This is a genomic window from Algibacter pectinivorans (genome assembly GCF_900112595.1).
Taxonomy (GTDB): Bacteria; Bacteroidota; Bacteroidia; order Flavobacteriales; family Flavobacteriaceae; genus Algibacter_B; species Algibacter_B pectinivorans.
The window spans coordinates 71121-93843 of record NZ_FOMI01000002.1; the positions used below are offsets into that span (position 1 = coordinate 71121).

15 protein-coding genes are annotated in these 22723 nt (G+C 34.7%); 4 read left to right on the plus strand and 11 right to left on the minus strand.

All coding sequences use genetic code 11. The features are described from left to right. Positions 1-2: 2 nt before the first annotated feature. The 7 genes from BMY96_RS03020 to uvrC form a co-directional block, all read right to left on the minus strand. Positions 3-1337 (minus strand): M23 family metallopeptidase, encoded by a 1335-nt coding sequence (locus BMY96_RS03020; protein WP_092848934.1) that lies wholly within the window; start codon positions 1335-1337, stop codon positions 3-5. Beyond that, positions 1295-2212, minus strand: a complete 918-nt coding sequence (locus tag BMY96_RS03025) for a tryptophan 2,3-dioxygenase family protein (RefSeq protein WP_092848937.1) — start codon at positions 2210-2212, stop codon at positions 1295-1297. Before BMY96_RS03025 ends, BMY96_RS03020 begins: the two co-directional genes overlap by 43 nt. A gap of 6 nt (positions 2213-2218) precedes the next feature. Next, a complete protein-coding gene (locus BMY96_RS03030) occupies positions 2219-3001 on the minus strand; it encodes a DUF3108 domain-containing protein (RefSeq protein ID WP_092848939.1) in 783 nt (260 codons plus the stop codon). Between the two features lie 406 nt (positions 3002-3407). Further along, a complete protein-coding gene (gene hppD, locus BMY96_RS03035) occupies positions 3408-4544 on the minus strand; it encodes a 4-hydroxyphenylpyruvate dioxygenase (protein ID WP_092848941.1) in 1137 nt (378 codons plus the stop codon). Between the two features lie 107 nt (positions 4545-4651). Further along, a complete protein-coding gene (locus tag BMY96_RS03040; RefSeq protein WP_092848943.1) occupies positions 4652-5845 on the minus strand; it encodes a homogentisate 1,2-dioxygenase in 1194 nt (397 codons plus the stop codon). Between the two features lie 279 nt (positions 5846-6124). Further along, the gene (locus tag BMY96_RS03045; RefSeq protein WP_245750527.1) at positions 6125-8362 is read right to left on the minus strand and encodes a patatin-like phospholipase family protein; all 2238 of its coding nucleotides are present in this window, start codon (positions 8360-8362) and stop codon (positions 6125-6127) included. 141 nt (positions 8363-8503) lie between these two features. Continuing rightward, entirely contained in the window at positions 8504-10297 is a 1794-nt protein-coding gene (gene uvrC / locus BMY96_RS03050; RefSeq protein ID WP_092848946.1) for an excinuclease ABC subunit UvrC, read from the minus strand. Positions 10298-10527: 230 nt separating this feature from the next. On the opposite strand from uvrC, the gene BMY96_RS03055 reads away from it, so the two are divergent. The 4 genes from BMY96_RS03055 to BMY96_RS03070 are packed head-to-tail and all read left to right on the plus strand — an operon-like array spanning position 10528 to position 13375. Beyond that, positions 10528-10962: an ATP-dependent zinc protease family protein gene (locus BMY96_RS03055; RefSeq protein WP_092848948.1), complete on the plus strand. Its 435-nt coding sequence runs from the start codon at positions 10528-10530 to the stop codon at positions 10960-10962. Then, a complete protein-coding gene (gene rimK, locus BMY96_RS03060; protein WP_092848950.1) occupies positions 10959-11834 on the plus strand; it encodes a 30S ribosomal protein S6--L-glutamate ligase in 876 nt (291 codons plus the stop codon). The genes BMY96_RS03055 and rimK overlap by 4 nt, the downstream gene beginning before the upstream one ends. Then, positions 11835-12809 carry a succinylglutamate desuccinylase/aspartoacylase family protein gene (locus BMY96_RS03065; protein ID WP_092848952.1) on the plus strand — a complete coding sequence of 325 codons (975 nt, stop codon included), beginning with the start codon at positions 11835-11837 and terminating at the stop codon, positions 12807-12809. Continuing rightward, a complete protein-coding gene (locus BMY96_RS03070) occupies positions 12809-13375 on the plus strand; it encodes a 5-formyltetrahydrofolate cyclo-ligase (RefSeq protein ID WP_092848955.1) in 567 nt (188 codons plus the stop codon). The genes BMY96_RS03065 and BMY96_RS03070 overlap by 1 nt, the downstream gene beginning before the upstream one ends. A 26-nt stretch (positions 13376-13401) precedes the next feature. Here BMY96_RS03070 and BMY96_RS03075 read toward each other — a convergent pair whose 3' ends face one another. The 4 genes from BMY96_RS03075 to BMY96_RS03090 all read right to left on the minus strand — a co-directional run bounded on the left by BMY96_RS03075 (position 13402) and on the right by BMY96_RS03090 (position 22662). Continuing rightward, entirely contained in the window at positions 13402-14028 is a 627-nt protein-coding gene (locus tag BMY96_RS03075; RefSeq protein WP_092848958.1) for a lipoprotein signal peptidase, read from the minus strand. A gap of 126 nt (positions 14029-14154) precedes the next feature. Beyond that, entirely contained in the window at positions 14155-14535 is a 381-nt protein-coding gene (locus BMY96_RS03080; protein ID WP_092848960.1) for a TraR/DksA family transcriptional regulator, read from the minus strand. Positions 14536-14539: 4 nt separating this feature from the next. Then, a complete protein-coding gene (gene ileS, locus BMY96_RS03085; RefSeq protein WP_092848962.1) occupies positions 14540-17944 on the minus strand; it encodes an isoleucine--tRNA ligase in 3405 nt (1134 codons plus the stop codon). Positions 17945-18066: 122 nt separating this feature from the next. Beyond that, positions 18067-22662 carry a LamG domain-containing protein gene (locus BMY96_RS03090; protein ID WP_092848964.1) on the minus strand — a complete coding sequence of 1532 codons (4596 nt, stop codon included), beginning with the start codon at positions 22660-22662 and terminating at the stop codon, positions 18067-18069. Between the last annotated feature and the right edge of the window lie 61 nt (positions 22663-22723).

Consider the following 22723-nt stretch of genomic DNA (forward strand, 5'->3'; position numbering starts at 1 on the left):
TATTAGCGGTTTAATGAAATCTGATTAGTATTTTGTTTAATGGTATGTTCTGGCTGATTTTGCTCCTCGAAAACATCTTCTAAAAAATGAATATTATCTAGCTGTTGTTTAATGGGCGCAATAAAATCAAGATATTGTACTTTTAAAGAATCGGATATAGGTTTAGCTTCTGGTAATTTCTGCTTAAAAGGATCTACTTGCTTTCCATTTTTCCAGAAGCGATAGCAAACATGGGGACCTCCCGTATTGCCAGTCATTCCAACCCAACCAATAACATCACCTTGTTTAACAAAGTCACCTTTTTTAACATTTTGAGCTTTCATGTGCAAATATTGCGTTTCGTAAGTGGCATTGTGCCTAATTTTTACAAATTTACCATTTCCACCTCGTCTTGTAGACTCGGTAACCGTACCATTTGCAGTAGCCATAATAGGCGTACCTATTGGAGCCGCAAAATCGGTTCCTTTATGCGGACGTAGTTTAAAACCATAGACCGCAATACGTCGTTTTAAGTTATAACGAGACGATATTCTACTAAACTTTACTGGAGCTTTTAAAAACGCACGACGCAAATTTTTAGCATCTTCACTAAAATAATCCACAATGCCTTTGGCAGAATCTGTTACAAACTCAAAAGCATAAAAAGGCTCCTTATTATGCTCAAAATACGCTGCTTTTATATTGTGTACACCGGTGTAAATGGTATCATCAATAAACTTATCGGTATAAATTACTTTAAATCTATCTCCTTTTTGCAGTCTTCTAAAATCTATGGTCCATGCATAAATTTCGTCGGCCATTTTATATGCCAACCTCGAGCTTAACCCTTGGTCTTCTAAGGTTTGGGAAATATTACTATTAATAATTCCTGTAGCCGTTTTTTCAACGTACTTAATAGGTTTTCTGCTAGTATAGGCATGAATAGAGTCGTGAAAATTTATTACCACATACTCCTCTAAAGTTGGCTGATAAATAAAACATTTAGGGGTTTCTAAAGAATCTTTAGAACATAAAAGCGTATAAGGCTTCCCTACTTGTAGTCGTCTTATATCAAAAGTATCCTTTGCTTTTTCTGCAATATTAAAAATTTTAGGATACCCAACTTTATTACGCTCTAGAATTTCGCCAAAACTATCGCCACGACGTATAGTATCTCGTTTAATAACATAATCATCTACCTTAAAACCGAATTCTAAAATCTCTTCTGGCTCTTCAACAACCTCAGCAAGGTCTTCTACAACAGGTTCTTTATCGTCTTTACATCCAAAAACAAATGCAATACACAGTATTAAAACTAAATATCTGTTCCCCACGTTTCTTTTTCTTTCTCTGTCCATAAATCTGGAAAAAATATTCTTTTTTGATATTTTGGGTGCATATATTTCACCCATTCACTTCCACCGGTAGCCTCGGCAGTTTTTCCGTTAATATTTAAATAATGGTTTGCCGTTTCGTAATGCGCCATAACCCATTTTATGTTTACCGTATAATCATAGTGTCGCATGGCACTTATTAAATCTTTATTCGCCTGATCCTCTTTTGGCAACGATTTAAACTTGCTCCACAAATTCTTATCCTGATAACGTTTAATAAATCTAATAAATTCATCTTTATAACGCTCCTCAAAAGCAGATAGTGTATACGTTTTTTTACCTGTTTTAAAATCCTTACCCGCTGCTTGCCAATATAAATGATCAAAAGCATTCATAAACGTATTGTCCATAGTAAAACCATCTCTAAAGCGCTTATCAATAAGGTTAATTAACTCTGTAGATGCAAACTCAACCATTCTATATTGTGCACTTTGAAAGCCACTAGCAGGCGTTAAGGTGGTTCTAAACTTATTATACTGCTCCACATCCATACCATCTTTCATGATGCTAAACGACGAGGTTAACACATCAAAATAGCGACTAATACGCATTATCTTTGTAGTAAAGGTTTCGGTATCAATGTTTTCTATTGTTGCTATTTGCTGCATCTCAGAAAGCACCATTTTAAACAGTAACTCATTAACCTGATGATACATAATAAACACGTTCTCATCGGGAAAAACAGTACGTTGCACCTGTAAACTTAATAAGGCATCGGTTTGTATATAATCCCAATAATTAATGGGCTTGCTATAAAGTAAACCTTCCAAATGCACCTCTGCATCTTGGTCTATAGCGTTATATTTTTCGTTTAGTTGGTCGGTTATTTTAGATTTCAAAATATCTTAATTATTAACAACTACTTTAAAGGGATGTTTTAACCCTTTAAATGCTTCTAGGTCCGCTCTTAAAGACCCAACAGCTAAGTCTGCCTTAATGCGTAAAGGTACTTTATTTTTGTCTTTTGACACCCATAGCGTTAAACTTTCTTCCTCTTTAAACACACGTCCAGCCATAACATAAGGTCTAAATTTTAAAGACTCTATAGTACCAAATTCAGTGTCAATTGTTTCTTCTCCAAGATATTTTAATTTAAAACCATAATTTTCCTCATCGAAAAACATATCAATCCTTACCTCATCTCCTATTTTAAGTTTATCTGTTTTTAAGTTATTACGCAAATAATAAAAAGTAGACACCATGTCTTGAATATTAGGCTTGGTGGTAAAAACCTTTTTAGTTTTATGCTTATTATCGGTAACGTGCGCTTTATTATTTTTTTGATCAAAATTAATTTCTAAATCTTTGGTATGTCCACCTTCATCAATATTTCTAACAAATTTATACGGCATAATAGTTTTCTTATCAAAATAGCTTTCATATCGATCTTTAACCTTAAAAAACCATTTTATCATACCGGTAGTCCAACCTTTACCAACCACATGATATACATCTTTACCATTAAGCGTAGCATCCTTAACCGCTAATGTGGCATTACCAGCCTTAAGCCAGTTACTATAACTCATTTTAAACTTAAACCATTCGCCATCTTGAAAAGCCGATTCTTGCTGAGAAAATGCCGTTTGTAAAGTTAATATTGCAATACATATAAGTAGTAAATTTTTCATCCTATTTGGGTAATTGTTATGTAACTCCTTTGTGGTTACTTTTATTGTTTTAACCTAGAAATTACAATTACTGTTCCAAAAATAAAAATTTTATTCTATAAGCTACCTTAAAGCTAGTTATAGTTATGTTACAACATTAAAAATTAACGAATTCGTAATATATTTTGGGCGTTCCGCAAAGGGTCGGGCTATACGCTATACCTTTTTTTGCCATATACCGAAGCAAAAAAAGGGTGCCGCTGCTATCCCTAACGCAGTGCAGTACCAAACAAGGTCTTTACGTTAAAAACTTAAACTTATGGTTGTACAGATCCCTCAAGGCGACCATCTAAACCAACATGTTTTAGTAAAAAAAGAAAAAAGACCTGCAAGTTTTTAAAACCCTTACAGGTCCTTATAATTTAGATTAAAGCGTACCTCTTTTAGCCTGCTCACGCTCAATAGATTCAAAAAGTGCTTTAAAATTACCGGCACCAAAACCTCTTGCGCCCACACGTTGTATAATTTCGAAAAATAACGTTGGTCTATCCTCAACTGGTTTTGTAAAAATTTGAAGTAGGTAACCTTCCTCGTCGGCATCAATCATAATCCCCAACTTTTTTAAAGCTTCAATATCTTCTCTTAATTCGTGGCTATGCTCTTCCAACCTACCAGGTACCGCTCTATAATATGCCTCTGGCGGAATAGACAAAAACTCGACACCTCTAGCTCTTAATGCACTTACCGAACCAATAATATCATCGGTTGCAACTGCAATGTGTTGCACACCTGCCCCTTCGTAAAAATCTAGATACTCTTCAATTTGCGAACGCTTTTTTCCTTTTGCTGGCTCGTTAATAGGGAATTTTATGCGTCCGTTACCATTACTCATCACCTTACTCATAAGTGCCGAATATTCAGTGTGTATTTGCTTATCATCAAAGGATAAAAAGTTTTCGAAACCCATAACATCTTCATACCATTTTACCCAAGTATTCATTTGGCCCCAACCTACATTACCAACCATGTGATCTATATATTTTAAGCCTATGGGTTCTGGATTATAATCGCTTTCCCATTTTTGAAAACCCGGTAAAAACGCACCATTGTAGTTTTTGCGCTCTACAAACATGTGCACAGTTTCGCCGTAAGTGTAAATACCAGCTCTAACCACCTCGCCATGTTCATCCTTTTCAACAACTGGCTCCATATAGGACTTAGCACCTCTACTTGTGGTTTCTTGGTAGGCTTTTTTAGCATCATCAACCCAAAGCGCAACCACTTTAACACCATCGCCATGTTTTACAATATGTTCGTTTATTGGCGATTTACTGTTAAGTGGCGTAGTAAGTACTAATTTAATTTTATCTTGAATTAATACATAACTAACAGAGTCTTTAGAGCCCGTTTCTAAACCTTTATATGCATAGGACTGAAACCCAAATGCCGTTTTATAAAAATGTGCCGATTGTTTTGCATTGCCTACATAGAATTCTACATAGTCTGTTCCTAGAAGCGGCAAGAAATCTTGTGCGCCTTCAAATATTTTTTCTAAAGTATTCATAATATAGAAGCCCCTCTTAATCTCCCCAAAGGGGAGAAACTCAAAACTGGGCCATAAGAGTTTTATTTTATAATTTTATTTTTTCAACAACTAAAACATCTATTTAATTAGTTGCTGGCTTCCTCCCCATGGGAGGATTGAGGAGGGCTTATCCATGATTTATAATAACTTTCGTCGGCAATTTTCATGGCCTCTTCTGTTACCATTAACGGTTTAAAAGTATCGACCATAACTGCAAGTTCATCGGTTTTTGTTTTACCAATACTTCTTTCAGTCGCTCCTGGATGCGGCCCATGAGGAATTCCTGCCGGATGTAATGAAATATGGCCAGCCTCAATATCGTTTCTACTCATAAAATCGCCATCAACATAATATAACACCTCGTCGCTATCAATATTACTATGATTGTATGGCGCCGGAATGGATAGCGGGTGGTAATCGTACAAACGCGGCACAAAACTACATACCACAAAGGCATCGGTCTCGAAAGTTTGATGTACTGGTGGCGGCTGATGAATGCGACCCGTAATAGGCTCGAAATCGTGAATTGAAAACGCATACGGATAGTTGTAACCATCGTATCCAACCACATCAAACGGATGCGAAGCGTACACCATTTCTATAATATCATCTTGTTTTTTTACTTTAATTAAAAACTCGCCAGATTCGTTATGGGTTTCTAATTCTTGCGGACGGCGAATATCGCGCTCGCAAAATGGTGCATGTTCTAACAACTGCCCAAACCAATTGCGGTAGCGTTTTGGGGTGTAAATTGGCCTGCGAGACTCTACAATAAACAACCTGTTGTCCTGGGTATTAAAATCTATTTTGTAAATTATTCCTCTTGGGATTAGCAAGTAATCGCCATATTTAAAATCGAGATTGCCTAGGTGAGTTCTTAATTTCCCGGTGCCTTTATGGATAAAAATTAATTCGTCGGCATCGGTATTTTTATAAAAATATTCTTTGGTCGATTGTTTTGGAGCTGCCAAAATTATGGCGCAATCGTTATTTATTAAAACCGTTTTTCGGCTGTCTAGAAAATCGTTTTCTGGCCTAACCTGAAACCCCTTTAAGCGGTACGATTTTATATTATTTTTTAAAGCAATTTTTGGCGCAACGCTATATTGCTTTTTTATTTCTTTTACCTGCGTTGGGCGTTGCTCGTGGTAGCTATTTGTAGACATACCATCGAAACCAATGGTTCCAAACAACTGCTCGGAATACAAGGTGCCATCTGGTTTTCTAAACTGGGTATGACGTTTAGGGGGAATATTTCCTAATTTATGATAAAAAGGCATATTTGTATGTTTTAAATTATGAAAAGCCAAATAATAAAAGCCTTAAAAGCCTAATATTCAAACTCTAATAAAGATAGTGAAATAAAAAAAGATTCCTGCCTACGCAGAAACAAAAGAATTTATACTCACTCAGGATTTCTCTTGATGAGGTAGTGCAGATATGCTAATAAATCTTTCCAAAAAAGTGTCATAGTGTTACAAATATCGGAAAAATTATTGATAATTCCTTTAGCTTTAACTATTGGAAGATGTCCATCTTTTGAGATTGATAATAAACTACTAAAACCAAAAGCCAATAGTAAAAAACCAATTACTAGCTCTCTGTTCTGGCGAATAACTATATTTTACTTGCAATGGTCCTATAACCGACTCAATACCGTAACCCAAAGCATAACCGCGGTAATCTGGTAGCGAAAACCACTCGCCGCTATCAAAAATATTATCATCTACATTAGCCCAATTACCCTCTAGAGTAAGATGGTGCTTTTTTATAAGTTCGTAATCGGCAAGAAAGGATGCTTTAACATAGCTATTACCCGTTAAAGAAATAAAATCGTAACCCAAAAACGGAATGAAATTATTTATTAAATCGTTACCGTAACCACCTAATGCAAAATCTAGTGTTCGGTTAGATTTATCGCCTAATTTAAAACCACCACTTGTTTTAATATTAAAGGCTACTTTATCAGACACTCCAAAGGCATAGCCCATTTCTGCCTTAGCAATTGAAAAATCTTTAAAGTCTTCAGCAAAACCTGATGCACTTACGTAAACATTTAAATCGCCATTAAAACAAACCCCTTCTCTTGGGAAATACTTATCATCGTAAGTATCTAGTTTTAGATTTCCAAAAAGACTTAAATAGTCTGTATTTTCAAACTGAAAATCTCTATCTGGTCTATTACCTAATATGGTTTCAGAATTTATTTCGAGTCTTTTATGTTCTAATCCTACACTCAAAGAAAAATCTCTTCTAAACAAGGTTTGCAGGTAAAACTGATTCATTTGATCCCTAAGCTTTACATCAATTTTATTTAAGCCAGAATTGGTAATTTGCTCATCGTCCAACAACAACTGTGCACTTATTTGTTTTTGAAATTGGTTATAACGAGATCGTAAACCTACACTCCAATAAAAACCTTTATCTATTAAATACTCAAAATTATACCGTACATTGTCTCCTAAAACAATATCTAGCGAAGCCTCATCATTTTTAAATAACAACTGCTTTTTAGTTAAATTTATTAAAGCGCTACTTTTGTATAAATCATCAAAATGAAGCCCTAGTTTTAAAAACGTATTTATGCGCTGCTCTTTTAAGGTTGCCAACATGTTGTAACCCGATTTATCTGGCGTACTTTTTAACTCGTACTCGAAAGCCTTAAAATTATTTGTAGCCACCAAATTATTTAAACCTTTAGCAAAATCCTGATAACTAATTACTTCGTCCTTTTTTAATTTAAGTTTTCCTAAAACGTAGGCTCTTGTGTAATTTTTATTTCCTTTAATATCAATATTGTTAATTTTTAAACTATCAATAGTTTTAAATTTTATCTTTTGATTAATATTAGGGGTTTTGCTTAGCTTAGTTAATGCATCAAACTCATTTAACGCTGCAATTTTACCCGAATTAATTATGTCTTTGCCTTCATCAAAAGACACTACATTAAATTTTTTAATATCGGGTTTTATATAAATATCTGTTTTTTCGACTTTAAACTTCATGTCCTGAATGGTCCTGAAGTTATTAATTTGAATTAGAACATCGGGTGCCGAGGTTAACTCATCTCTATTCGCCAAACCATCTTGCACATCGACACCAATAATAATATCCATGCCTTTAGCACGAATTTCATCTACTGGGTAATTATTTACCACACCACCATCAATAAGCATGTCCTTATTTATATTTACGGGCTGAAACAAGGATGGCAATGCAGAACTTGCCATAATAGCTTGTGTTAAATTTCCTTTTTCTAGCACGACTTGTTTTCCATTTTCCACATTGGTTGCAATACAGAAAAACGGAACTGGTAGTTTACTAAAGTCATTAATCTCGTTAACGTGAATTAGTAATTTTAAAAACAAACTATAGGTGTTATGCCCTCTAGAAAGCGCCGATGGTAATTTTATTTTAAAATTATTAAACGGTAATTTAAGCGCATATTTCTCCATATTACTGCGCTCGCTAAAAGCTGTTGAAGATCGCGGTAAATCGTCATTAATAATTTTATCGAAATCTACTTCATGAAAAATAGAATCTAGTTGCTTGCCCGAATACCCCGAAGCATAAAGTGCCCCAATAATAGAGCCCATACTAGTTCCTGCAATATAATCGACTTGTATGCCTAAACTATCAATCACTTTTAAAACCCCAATATGCGCTAACCCTTTTGCACCACCACCACTTAACACTAAACCTACTTTGGGTCTAGGGTTTTCTAGTTCCTTGTTTTGCGCTTTCGCGGAAAGAGAAACAACTATAAATAGGGTTAATATGATTGTTTTTAGGTTCAAGTTGATTTTAAATTTCTTTATATTATAATAACTGAAAACGTATTTTATGTTACCATAATTTTTTATTTAGTTAATTACAGCACTTCTATTTTATTTTAAACCTACAAGGTTTTAAAAACCTTGTAGGTTGACAAAGATTATTTATTTCTCGTGGTAATAATTATACACCTTTTCTGCTCGCGACACCCCTATAACAGCTTCCAACTCATCTAGCTTAGCATTGGCTACTCGTTTTGCCGATTTAAAATGCCTTAATAATTCGACTACCGTTTTTTCTCCAACACCTGTAATGGTCTCTAATTCTGTATTTAACGCTGTTCTACTGCGTTTATTTCTATGATGCTCGATTCCAAATCGGTGCGCCTCGTTTCGTAATTGTTGAATAATTTTTAGGGTCTCGCTTTTTTTATCTAAATATAAGGGAATTGGATCGTCTGGGTAAAATAATTCTTCCAAACGTTTAGCAATTCCGATAATAGCTATTGTTCCTCTAAGCCCTAATGCTTCTAGACTTTTTAAAGCCGACGATAATTGGCCTTTACCTCCATCTATAATTATTAGTTGTGGCAAGGGTTGGTTTTCTTCAAGCAAACGTTTGTAGCGCCTATACACCACCTCTTCCATAGATGCAAAATCGTCTGGACCTTCAACCGTTTTTATATTAAAATGGCGATAATCTTTTTTACTTGGTTTGCCGTTTTTAAAAACTACGCAAGCCGCTACCGGATGTGTACCCTGTATGTTCGAGTTATCGAAACACTCGATATGTCGTGGCTCTTCCGATAGGCGTAAATCGACTTTCATTTGTGCCATAATACGATTGGCATGCCTATCTGGATCTACAATTTTAATTTGCTTAAAACGCTCCATTCTAAAATACTTAGCATTGCGGAGCGATAGATCTAGAATATGCTTTTTATCGCCTAGTTTAGGAATTGTTACTTTTAAATCTTCTCCCAAATCGACCTTAAAAGGCACATAAATTTCTTTAGAATTGGAGTTGAAACGTTGCCTAATCTCGGTTATAGACAACTCTAACAATTCTTTATCGGTTTCGTCTAGTTTCTTTTTAATTTCTAAGGTATGCGAACGGATTATAGAACCATAGGATAATTGTAAAAAGTTTACATAACCATAGCTCTCGTCGCTCATTATAGAAAACACATCGACATTGCTAATTTTAGGATTTACAATGGTAGATTTTGCTTGATAGTTTTCTAGTACCTCAACTTTTTCCTTTATTTTTTGAGCCAATTCAAACTCCATATTATCGGCATACTCCCGCATTTGCGCTTTAAATTGCGATAGGGAATCCTTAAAGTTTCCTTTTAATATTTCTTTTATGGCTTTAATATTTTTGTTGTATTCCACCTCGGTTTCTAAACCTTCGCAAGCCCCTTTACAATTACCTAAATGATACTCTAAACACACCTTGTACTTACCTGCATCCACCTTCTCTTCGGATAAATTAAAGTTACATGTACGTAAACTGTATAAGCCTCTTATTAAATCTAGAAGCGTATGCACCGTTTTGCCGCTGGTGTATGGTCCAAAATATTCGCTACCATCTTTAAATACACGACGTGTAGAGAATACTCTAGGAAAACGTTCGTTTTTTATACAAATCCACGGATAGGATTTATCGTCTTTAAGCAAAACATTATACCGTGGTTTGTGCTTTTTAATAAGATTATTTTCGAGTAGAAGGGCATCGGTTTCGGTTTCAACAACAATGTGTTTTATGTTAGCTATTTTTTTAACTAAAACCCGAGTTTTACCATTATCATGCGTTTTGGTAAAATACGAACTCACCCTTTTTTTTAGATTTTTGGCTTTACCAACGTAAATAATAGTCCCTTCTTTATCGTAATATTGATAAACTCCGGGTTGGTTTGGTAATGTTTTTAGCTGTATATCTAAAGTTGGGGTATCCATTACTGTAAAGGTAATTATTTTAATGTTTTTTGGGAAAAATTATGGCTATTTTAATGTTATGTAAATAAATTTATTTTTTGTTTTTTGAATCGATAATTTATATACATTGCGCCGCTTTAAAAAAAAGATATAAGCGACTACCTTTGTTGGTATTATTTTAAATGGCGCCAAAACCAAAGACCACGGATTAATTTGGGACACTTGAAGTGACAAATACATATTTTAAAAAAATGAGTAAAAAAACGTTAGGACGAACTGATATTATAGATTTCCCACAACTGGGATTATTTAATATTGATGTGAAAATGGATACTGGGGCGTACACCTCGACCATACATTGTTCTGAAATTATTGAGGTTGACAACGCATTACTGTGCATTTTTAACAGTAATGTGCACAAAAACTTTGGCAAAACCGAGATTATTTTTGATACTTTTTGGCGAACCGATGTAAAAAGCAGCAATGGTTATAAAGAAAATAGATATAAAGTGAAAAGTGAGGTGGTATTTTTTGGTAAAACTTATAAGATTAACTTAACTTTAAGCACTAGAGACGCCATGAAATTCCCTGTACTTATTGGCAGGCAATTTTTAAGGCAAAAATTTATAGTTGATGTAGATTTGGAAAACGTTTCTTTTAATTTTAATAGTAAAAACAAATCATGAATATTGTAATACTTTCTAGAAACGCAAATTTATATTCTACTGAACGCTTAATTGAAGAAGGTGAAAAAAGAGGACATAAAGTTGAAGTTATTGATCCTTTAAAATGTGATATTATTATAGAAAAGGAAAAACCCACCATTTTCTATAAGGACAGATATTTAGATTATGTTGATGCAATAATCCCCAGAATTGGAGCTTCGGTAACCTTTTACGGTTGTGCCGTGGTAAGACAGTTTGAGGAAATGGGAGTTTTTACCATTGTAACATCGGACGCCATACAGCGCTCTAGAGATAAGCTGCGTAGTTTACAGCGCTTAAGTAAGGCCGGAATTGGTATGCCTAAAACGGTTTTTACAAACTATTCTCGCGATGTGGAAGAGGTTATTGAGCATGTTGGTGGTGTGCCTGTAATTATAAAATTACTTGAAGGTACGCAGGGTTTAGGTGTGGTTTTAGCAGAATCTAAAAACGCTGCCGAATCGGTTTTAGAGGCTTTTAATGGTTTGGAAGCCCGCGTTATTGTACAAGAGTTTATTAAAGAAGCTGGCGGTGCAGATTTACGTGCTTTGGTGGTTGATGGGCAGGTTGTTGGCGCTATGAAACGCCAAGGTAAAGAAGGTGAATTTAGATCGAATTTACACCGTGGAGGATCGGCAAACATTATAAAACTGAACCACGACGAATTAAAATTAGCCATGAATGCTAGTAAGGCATTAAAATTACCGGTTTGTGGCGTAGATATGTTACAATCGGCTAGAGGTCCTTTATTATTAGAAGTAAACTCTACACCGGGTTTAGAAGGTATTGAAGCTGCAACAGGACGTAATATTGCTAAGGCGATAATTACTTTTATAGAAAAAAACAAACAATAAATGACACAAGTAAATAATAATGGCTTGACCATTTTTGGCGAAACGGTTGCTCCTGGTGAAAGTAAAGAGGTTAATTTTGATGTTGCAAATTTACACACCTCTACACCGGTAAATATTCCTGTTATTATTGAACGCTCTAAAAAACCAGGACCAACACTATTGTTTACGGCTGGCATACATGGCGATGAGGTAAACGGTGTTGAAATTGTTAGACAACTTATTTCAAAGGGTATTAACAAACCTAAATGTGGCACTATAATTTGTATGCCGGTAATTAATATTTTTGGGTTTATAAATTTAAAACGCGAATTTCCAGATGGTCGCGACCTAAACCGAGTATTTCCAGGAAGTCCTTCGGGATCGTTAGCAGGTCGTGTGGCTCATAAACTTATAAACGAAATTATACCACATGTGGATATGATTATTGATTTTCACACAGGTGGTTCGGGCAGATTTAATGCGCCACAATTACGTTACACTAGGGAAAATAAAGAGTTAAACAACTTAGCCAAAGCCTTTGGAGCGCCCTTTGTTTTGTACTCTAAAAACCTATCAAAATCCTTTAGAACAACCTGTTATAAATTAGGAAAACCTTTGTTGCTTTTTGAAGGTGGAAAATCGTTTCATATTGACGATGCCGTAACCAACTCTGGCGTTAATGGCTCTAAACGGTTATTGAAACACTTGGGTATGTTACAATCTACCTTTAAAGTTTCCAAACCTAAAAGAGACACTGTTTTTATAAATGATAGTAAATGGCAGCGTGCTAAATATTCTGGCATGTTTAAAGCCTCGATTCCTATTGGATCATTTGTGTTAAAAGGCGACGTTTTAGGTAATATTACAGATCCTTATGGGAAATTTAACTATGCCGTAAAAGCGTCTAATAATGGCTATATTATTAATGTAAACGAATCGCCTATTGTTTATCAAGGTGATGCTTTATTTCATATTTCTACTAAATTAAAAGGGTAATGACTAAAACCGAATTACGAAAAACATACAAAGCCCTTCGTAATGATTTGTCTGAAAACGACATTGATAATTTTAGTTTAGCCATTTCCAATCTGCTTTTAAAACTGCCTATTTGGGAGTATTCGTTTTACCATATTTTTCTTGCTATTGCAGAACAAAAGGAAGTTAACACCGATTATATATTAAACATTCTTGCGGGTAAAGACAAAAACATACTAATCTCGAAAAGTGATTTTAAAACTGGCGGAATGACTCATTTTTTACTAACGGATAATACCGTAATAAAGAAAAACAAATACAACATTCCTGAACCTATTGATGGTATTGAAATCACCAATAACAAGATTGAAGTGGTGTTTATTCCCCTTTTAGCCTTCGATAAACAAGGCAATCGCGTTGGGTATGGCAAAGGGTTTTACGATAGATTTTTAGCCGATTGTAACCCCGAAACTATAAAAATTGGATTGTCATTTTTTGAAGCAGAAACTGAGATTACCGATGTGTTTGATGGTGATATTGCTTTGGATTATTGTGTAACGCCTAAAAGGGTTTATAGATTTCTGTAAGAAACTAAAATTAGAGTTAAAACAATTTAGTCTTCCTCCTTAGAAAACGCCTTTTTATTAAACACAATAAGCATAATAAACCCCGTACTTATTGCCATATCGGCAACATTAAAAACAGGATCGAAAAAACTAAAGCGTTTACCTGCATAAAACGGAAACCATTCGGGTAAATCTACCTCGAATAACGGAAAGTGAAGCATATCTACAACTTTGCCGTGCAGTAAACCATCGTAACCACCAGCTTCTGGTAAAAAGGTTGCGACTTGACTATAGCTATCATCAAACAGTACACCGTAAAAAACAGAATCAATTATATTACCTAAAGCACCTGCAAATATTAAAGCAATAGCTACAATTAATAATCTGGAATGTTGCTTAACTGTAGCATCGTAAAGCCAATAGCCAATCCCGAAAATAGCTACAATTCTAAACGATGTAAGTATAACTTTGGCTGTTCTATCGGAAATAAAAGACACAAAATCGCTAATTTTAGTTCCCCAAGCCATTCCGTCGTTTTCAACAAAAATGATTTCGAACCAGCTAAAAACATCTATACTTTCTTGAAGTACAAAAGTTGTTTTTATATAGATTTTACTAATCTGGTCGATAAGTAAAATAATAATAATTAGGATTATGGATTTTTTTAGCGACATGTTTTATCAATTAAATTCCCGCCTTAGCTGGAATGACAAAAAGTATATAAATGAAAAACGCCTCAACATTATTGAGACGTTTCAAATATATAATTTAAAATCTTTAGATTTCTGTATTAACAGGATTTATTGCTGCATGTTTTTAGCCTCAATACTTAAGGTTGCATGCGGTACAAGCTCTAATCGTTTTTTATTAATTAATTTTCCTGTTACACGACAAATACCATAGGTTTTGTTTTCTATACGAATTAAAGCATTTTTTAAATCGCGTATAAATTTTTCTTGACGAATAGCTAATTGCGAGTTAGATTCTTTACTCATAACGGCACTACCTTCATCGAAAGCCTTAAACTGTGGCGATGTATCTTCGGTACCATTAGTATGGTCGTTCATATACGCACTTTTAATTAACTCTAAATCGTGCTTAGCTTTTTCTATTTTATTGCTAATTAGCTCTTTAAATTCGGCTAATTCTTTGTCTGAGAATCTTACGGTATTTTCTGCCATAATATTAATGTTTTTGTATAAATAGTTTTGTATTTACCTCATCGAAGGCAATTTCTATACCATCTTTCAATATGTCTGTAAATTCAAGATTATTTGTTAATGTTTCTGTTTTAATATACGTTAAGTTTGCCTCAATAGCATTTACAATATGTTCGTCTTTTTGAAGCGTTACATCAATTTTATCTGTAACCTCAAAACCTGAATCTTTACGCAAATTTTGTATTCTATTAATTAACTCTCTAGCAATACCCTCTTGCTTTAAATCTTCAGAAATAGTAACATCTAAAGCGACTGTTAATGCGCCTTCGTTTGCCACTAACCAACCTTCAATATCTTGCGATGTTATCTCAACATCTGTACGTTCTAAGGTAACACTTTTTCCGTTTATTTCAACGTCTAAAATACCATTTTGCTCGATATTTTTAATATCGGTTTGTGTAAAGTTATTAACTAACTGAGCCACAGCTTTCATGTCTTTTCCAAAACGTGGACCAAGAACTTTAAAGTTAGGTTTTATTTGTTTTACCAGTATATCTGAAGCATCTTCTAAAACTTCTATCTCTTTTACATTAACCTCAGATTTTATAAGGTCTGCAACGGCTAAAATTTCATTTTTTTGCGATTCACTACTTATAGGAATCATTATTTTTTGTAACGGCTGTCTCACTTTAATTTTTTCTTTAGCTCTTAAAGACAGTACTAAAGACGAAATTATTTGAGCACTTTCCATCTTGTTTTCTAAAGACTTATCAACATAGCTTTCATCAAAAACAGGGAAATTTGCTAAATGCACACTTTCAAAATCTTCCTTTTTGGTAGCAGCATTTAAATCTAGATACAATCTATCCATAAAAAACGGTGCGATTGGTGCACTTAATTTGGCAATGGTTTCCATACATGTGTATAATGTTTGGTATGCCGAAATTTTATCTTTTTGGTAATCGCCTTTCCAGAAACGTCTTCTGCTTAAACGCACAAACCAGTTACTAACATAATCTTGAGTAAAATCTGAAATAGCTCGTGCTGCTCTTGTAGGCTCGTAATCGGCATAAAAAGCATCTACTTTTTGAATTAGCGTATGTAATTCTGAAAGAATCCAACGGTCTATTTCTGGTCTTTCGTTTAAAGGAATATCTGCTTCGCTATATGTAAAATTATCTAAGTTAGCGTATAACTGAAAGAATGAATAGGTGTTGTAAAGGGTTCCGAAAAACTTACGTTTTACTTCCTCTATACCTTCTAAATCAAATTTTAAGTTATCCCAAGGGTTGGCATTACTAATCATGTACCAACGTGTGGCATCGGCTCCGTAAGTTCCTAAAGTTTCAAAAGGATCGACAGCGTTTCCTAGACGTTTAGACATTTTTTGTCCGTTTTTATCTAACACCAATCCGTTTGATACTACATTTTTATACGCCACAGAATCGAAAACCATGGTTCCAATAGCGTGAAGGGTATAAAACCAACCACGAGTTTGATCGACACCTTCTGCAATAAAATCTGCAGGAAACGTGGTGCCTTTATCAATTAAATCTTTATTTTCAAATGGGTAATGCCATTGTGCATACGGCATAGAACCAGAATCGAACCAAACATCAATTAAATCGCTTTCGCGGAACATTTTTTGACCAGATGGTGATACTAACACAACCTCGTCTACAATATTTTTATGTAAGTCTATTTTAGCGTAGTTTTCTTCGGAATTATTTCCTACTTCAAAATCGGCAAAAATATCCAATGGGATGAACCCCATTGCAACAGATTTTTTCATTTCTGCTTTAAGCTCTTCAACCGAACCAATACAAATTTCTTCTTTACCATCTTCGGTTCTCCAAATTGGTAATGGAATTCCCCAATAACGCGAACGCGATAAATTCCAATCGTTAGCATTTGCCAACCAGTTACCAAAACGTCCTGTTCCAGTAGATTTTGGTTTCCAGTTTATACCTGTGTTTAGCTCGTGCATACGCCCCTTAACGTCTGTAATTTTAATAAACCAAGAATCTAAAGGATAATACAGAATTGGCTTATCGGTACGCCAACAATGTGGGTAGTTGTGTTTGTATTTTTCAACCTTAAAGGCTTTATTTTCTTCCTTAAGTTTAATTGCTATTTCTACATCTATTGAACGCTCTGGAGCTTCGCCCTCGTTGTAATATTCATTTTTAACATACTTACCGCCAAACTCTTTCATTTCGGGTCTAAAACGACCTTGTAAATCTACAAGCGGCACTAAATTATCATTCTCATCTTTTACAAGCATTGGAGGCACTTCTGGTGTTGCTTGTTTTGCAACCAAGGCATCGTCTGCTCCAAAAGTAGGTGCGGTGTGTACTATTCCTGTACCATCCTCGGTAGTTACAAAATCGCCCGAAATTACTCTAAAGGCATCTTGCGGGTTATCGTTTGGTAAAGCGTATGGTAATAGTTGTTCGTATTTTATACCAATAAGGTCTTTACCTTTAAATTCTTTTACAACAAAATATGGTATTTTTTTATCGCCATCTTTATACTCTAAAAGTGCTGGCTTATCTTCAACTCTTTTAAACTTACCGTCAAACTGCTTATTAACTAAGGCTTTTGCCAAAATTACATTCATGGGTTTGAATGTATATTGGTTGTAGGTTTCTACTAATACATAATCAATTTTTGGACCTACGGTTAATGCTGTATTACTTGGTAATGTCCAAGGTGTGGTGGTCCAAGCTATAAAATGAATATCGCCTTCGTTTTGTAAAAAATCTGGCAAGGTGTCTTGTAAAGCTTTAAATTGAGCAACAATAGTTGTATCTGTAACATCTTTATACGCTCCGGGTTGATTAACCTCGTGCGAACTAAGACCTGTACCAGCTTTTGGAGAATAAGGCTGAATAGTGTAGCCCTTATACATTAATTTTTTAGAATAGATTTCCTTTAGCAACCACCAAACGGACTCCATGTATTTTGGTTCGTAGGTTATATATGGGTCTTCCATATCTACCCAATAGCCCATTTTTTGGGTTAGGTCGTTCCAAACATCTGTATAGCGCATAACGGCTTTACGGCAGGCTGCATTATAATCTTCAACCGAAATGGTTTTACCAATATCTTCTTTGGTAATTCCTAATTCTTTTTCTACACCTAATTCTATTGGTAAACCATGTGTATCCCAACCAGCTTTACGCTTAACTTGGTAGCCTTTCATGGTTTTATAACGCGGAAAAATATCTTTAATAGCACGCGCTAAAACATGGTGTACTCCAGGAAGTCCATTTGCAGAAGGCGGTCCTTCAAAAAACACAAATGATTCTTTACCTTCTCTTGTAGATACACTTTTTTCAAAAATGTTTTTTTCTTGCCAATATTGTAGTATATCGTTTGCTACATTTGGTAAGTCAAGTCCTTTGTATTCAGGAAATTTAGCGCTCATTTTTTCTTAATTCTTATAAGTTCGCGAATTTAATGAATTATACCAATTTAACTATAATTTAAAAACAAAAAAAAGACCACGCGCTAACGTAGTCTTTAAATTCGTTTTGTTTTTGCAGTATGTTATTTAACAATTATCTTTTTAGATAACACCTCGTTAGTATCTGTACGTAGGTAAACCACATAAGCACCTATTGCCATATTACTAAATTGTAATCCGTTTTCTAAACGCGCTCTTTCCACATTATGTAACTCTAAAACAACTTGTCCTCTCATGTTTACAAGAGACAGTTTACTAATATCGGCATGCAGCTTTTTAATAAAAAATGTGTTTGTTGCATTCTGATAATACATGTAATTTTCTGAAACAACAGATTCTTCTGTACTTAACGTTTCTTGCTCGCTTTGAAATACAATTTGAAATCTTTTATTAAATACGCCTTGGCCGGCATTAAACTCATAGCTTTCATTTTTAGTTAAATCGAAATACGTACCCGTTTGGTTATCTTTTAAATATATAGATTGATTTTCGTCTATATTTTCTAATACGTTTAGCTTTATTTCGAAGGTATTATCTCCAGACGATTTAAAGTTTAATGGCACAACTTTTGTAGCTGTTAAAGCACTGTAAGCTTGAATAACCATATCCTTATCTTCAAAACTTAATAATAAATCGTTATTGGTTTCTATGGCATTTTCTGCATCGTAACCATAATCGAAGCCATCACTTGTTACATCGCTAAATCCTAATAATAATTCACGATGCGTTTCTGGACCTGTAATAGAATTTAGTTGTAAACTTATTTTTTGAAACTGTGGTTCTGTAGTTACTTCTTCAGCATCGGTGGTGCCGGTTCTCTTTTTGGTTCCTTTAAAAAATACCGAACCGGAATTATAAGTACCATCGGCATCAGATTCTTTTACAAATACACGCTGGCTGTTATTAAATTCTACTTGGCCATCTGCCTTAATTTTAACCATAAATCCTTGACCCACAGGAATCGTTTTAGTTGGTTTTTTTGTGCCGCTTGGACTACCTCCAAATATGAGTCCTAAAACACCATGAAATTGAAATGCTTTTGCAGAGCCTAGCTTATTTACCGTGGCATAACCACCGTCGTACTCGCTTAAATTATGTGAAGTACCATCCCATTGTTGCCATAATAATATAGAACCCGATATTACACTAGAATTATCATCGATAAACCTACCTACATCTATAGCCGATGGATACGGGTTACCGACTAAAGATTGTGTTTTACTAAGTAAGGATGATAATAAACCGCCTTTTTTATCGACATTAATTAGAACCGTACCATTGTTTGGTTTACCCTCAAAAATATAAGCTTGCTCGGTATCTGCGGTACCTGTACCTTTTTGCGTATAACCTACACCAGGAGCAATAGCCTTTGACGAGCTTATTTTTTTCCAGTCGTAATAGGTTTGCCCACTCATGTAAGTGTATAACCAATAGGTACTAATAGAACTACTTCCGGTATAACCATTGGTAAACATAAAATTACTACCAGAACCATCTTTAAGCATATCTACGCTAAAAGAACTATTGTTTGTATTATGGCTAGACCCGTTGTTGTTAGACAAGGTTGTAGCGCGTAACTCACCCACTGGTGAGCACCAGTAATTGTACCAATACGGACTTGAATTCCCTTCTTGACGACGTAATATTTTACCCGTTGAAGAGGTTACTAAATCGCTGTTTTCTGTTTGTAATAATTGAGAATCACCTTCTAAATCTAATGTGCCATTTAACTCAAAATACCAACTATTATTTACCTCATGGTCTCCATTAACGGTTAGTTTTTTTCCACTATCGATAATTAAACCTTGTGTTTTTAAACTCGCATTAATTGATACATCATGGCTCACTTTTACTATAGAATAGCCAGAGTTAGTAAGGGCATCCAAATTCCAAACTGCGCCATGTAACAAATTACCTGTTGTTGCCAAATCTCCATCTCCAGAGGTTTGATACGGCATTGGTGCCGTTTGTGCTTGTACAGTTGTAATATTATGGAGTGCCGCGTCATAATTATTACTTGAATAATCAATTGTTTTTGAGTTTATAATTTCAGTCATTGGATAGTAAGCTTGCAATTTACTCCACGCAACGCTTGTGCCTGAAGTCAAATCTACCACTTTTTTAGGAACAACCTTTCCTATTACATCACTTCCGTTTTGTTCTATTTCCTGATAAATCATTTGTTGTAACTGATTCTCGGTCAGTGCTACATCAAATACCCTTACTTCGTCAATAGCTCCTTTAAAATAATTATTATCGGAAGCTGAACTTTTACCAATTGTAAGTTTATCTAAGGAACTACTAATTGATCCTTTTAAAGAAATGTGACTAGTCGATTTTATTAAAGCTCCATTCAAATAAAGCTTTAAATTATTAAATGGCAAACTAGAATCAAAGACCACTGCTATATGGTACCATTTATTTCTTTGTAACTTATCTGACATATTGGAGTCCAAATAGCCATTATTTACATTAGTACTTAACTCCATACCTCCATCAACATCCAACATAAACTCTCCTTGATTAACAAGTACCCCATAATTAGTAAAAGTATCATCAAGTTTTATCCATAACATGGTAGTCATTTTTGATAAACCACTAAAATTAAAATCACTATCAACATAATCATCAACGCCATCAAAATCAATAGTTGCTGAGTGTGGCGGATTAATATTAAATATATCTCTATAATCTAAATCGCCACCTAAAGCAGTATCCGAGTCTGCATCGCCAAATGCACTAACAAGATCTGCTATATCTCCCAAAGTAACTTCATCATTAACATCTAGATAACCAACAATGGCATCAAAAACATCATTTAAACCATCGGTATCTACATCATTAGCTCCTAATGTATTGGCTTGACCGTTTTCTTCAATATCTGGTATACCATCGTTATCGGTATCACTATCTAGATAATCAAATACGCCATCACCATCGGTGTCCTCTAGAGTAGCTAAATCTGTACCGCCCATAGCCGTTTCGTAGGCATCATCTAAACCATTATTATTAGCATCTGTAATAGAGGCACTACTATTACTTGGAGGAATATAGCCCACTGTAGGTTGAGCTTCTATATTATCTGGAATACCATCATCATCCGAATCAATATCTAAATGATTTGGAAAACCATCGTTATCTGTATCTATAGATTCGCAGTATGAGAAGTCGTAAATTTGTATTGTAGCATTGCTATTACTCCCATCATTTTTTGCTATGGTAATAGTTAACTCATCTATTGCGCCTTGCACTAAAACTTGCACACTATTAGCTGGTGCATTACCATTAGCTCCGTTTACATCGTAAACTGTTTGCCCAGAAACTATACCATTGCTTAAATTAATATCTGATATGGTAATTGGAACATTTACGCCTCCCTTATTAGCCAATAAATCTGCAATGTCTTCATTATCAAAACCGGCCAATTTAAATGATAAATTATAAATAGGTTTAGATGCACTAAAGGTATAAACAGCGACATCTCCATTTGAAAAATCTGAATTTTGTACCTGTGTATTAATAAAAGCTCCAGAAACACCCGAAACCGTAGCTGAATTTACCCCAGTTCCCCATAAGGCTGAGCCTAATAATTCATATTTAAAATTTATATCTATATCACCATGAGGAAACACGCCATTTATAATCCCTGGGTTAGAAGAATTATCATTAAACGTTTGCCCTAAAGCTATAAATCCAGAAGAACAATTTAGTTCATCCACATCTAAAATACCATCGTTATCATCGTCTAAATCGCATGTATCACTTAAGGTATCGTTATCAGAATCTAAATAACCAGAAACCAAAGCATTACACGAATCGATTTGGCAATCAAAACTATATGCAAAGGAATCAAAACCATGAGGCTCATGAGAATCTATTAGTAGACCTCCTGAGACTATTATATGTTTTACACTTACTTGACTTACAGGAATATCACTTATAAAACCAATAGTGTTTTCTATATTTTGACCGCCAACTATTGTTGCCTTTAAATTATGATCTGCATCATATAGCTTTATATTTCCTGTAAGATCATCTCCTAAAAACGGCCCATTAAAATACGCTATTAAACGGCCATCTGCATAAATTTCGTAGTTTGATTCTGATCCGTTTCCAATAGTATCAAAAATATCGATTAAATCGAAACTAAAGGAAATCACAGGAGTTGTAAAGTTAATATTCATGGTGTAAAAATCGCCCGTTAAGGCACCCGTTTCGGGGTATATATAAACACCTTGCCCCGCATTACCAGATATAAATCCACCAGAGGTTGTTGCTCTAAATTGAGCTATTTTTGAAGATGATGTTCTACGATAATAGTTATCAATAAAATCTAGAGTACCGTTTGCAAATGTACCAATACTAGTATTTGCAGAACCTGGTGTAGAAGAGCTTGAAGGAAAAACAAAATCGTTTGTTCCATTCAACACAGTTAGGGTTTGTCCGTTTTTAAAAACTTCTGACTGAAAACCAGATTCTTGATAACCTAATCCATTTGTATTATTGGCAATTGAAAAGATTTTAAACCCTTCTCTAATCCAACTTACGGCGTCTGCTTGAGGTAATGCCGCTCCAGATACAGGAGGACAATTAACCAATTCTTGTGCCTTTAAAAACTGTAGGTTTAACACAAACATTAGTACAAAAAATGTAACGCCTAATTTTATTTTTATATTCATAACAAAACATTTAATAGCTTGGGGCTATGTTTATTATGTACTAAAACAAAAAATTAGTAAA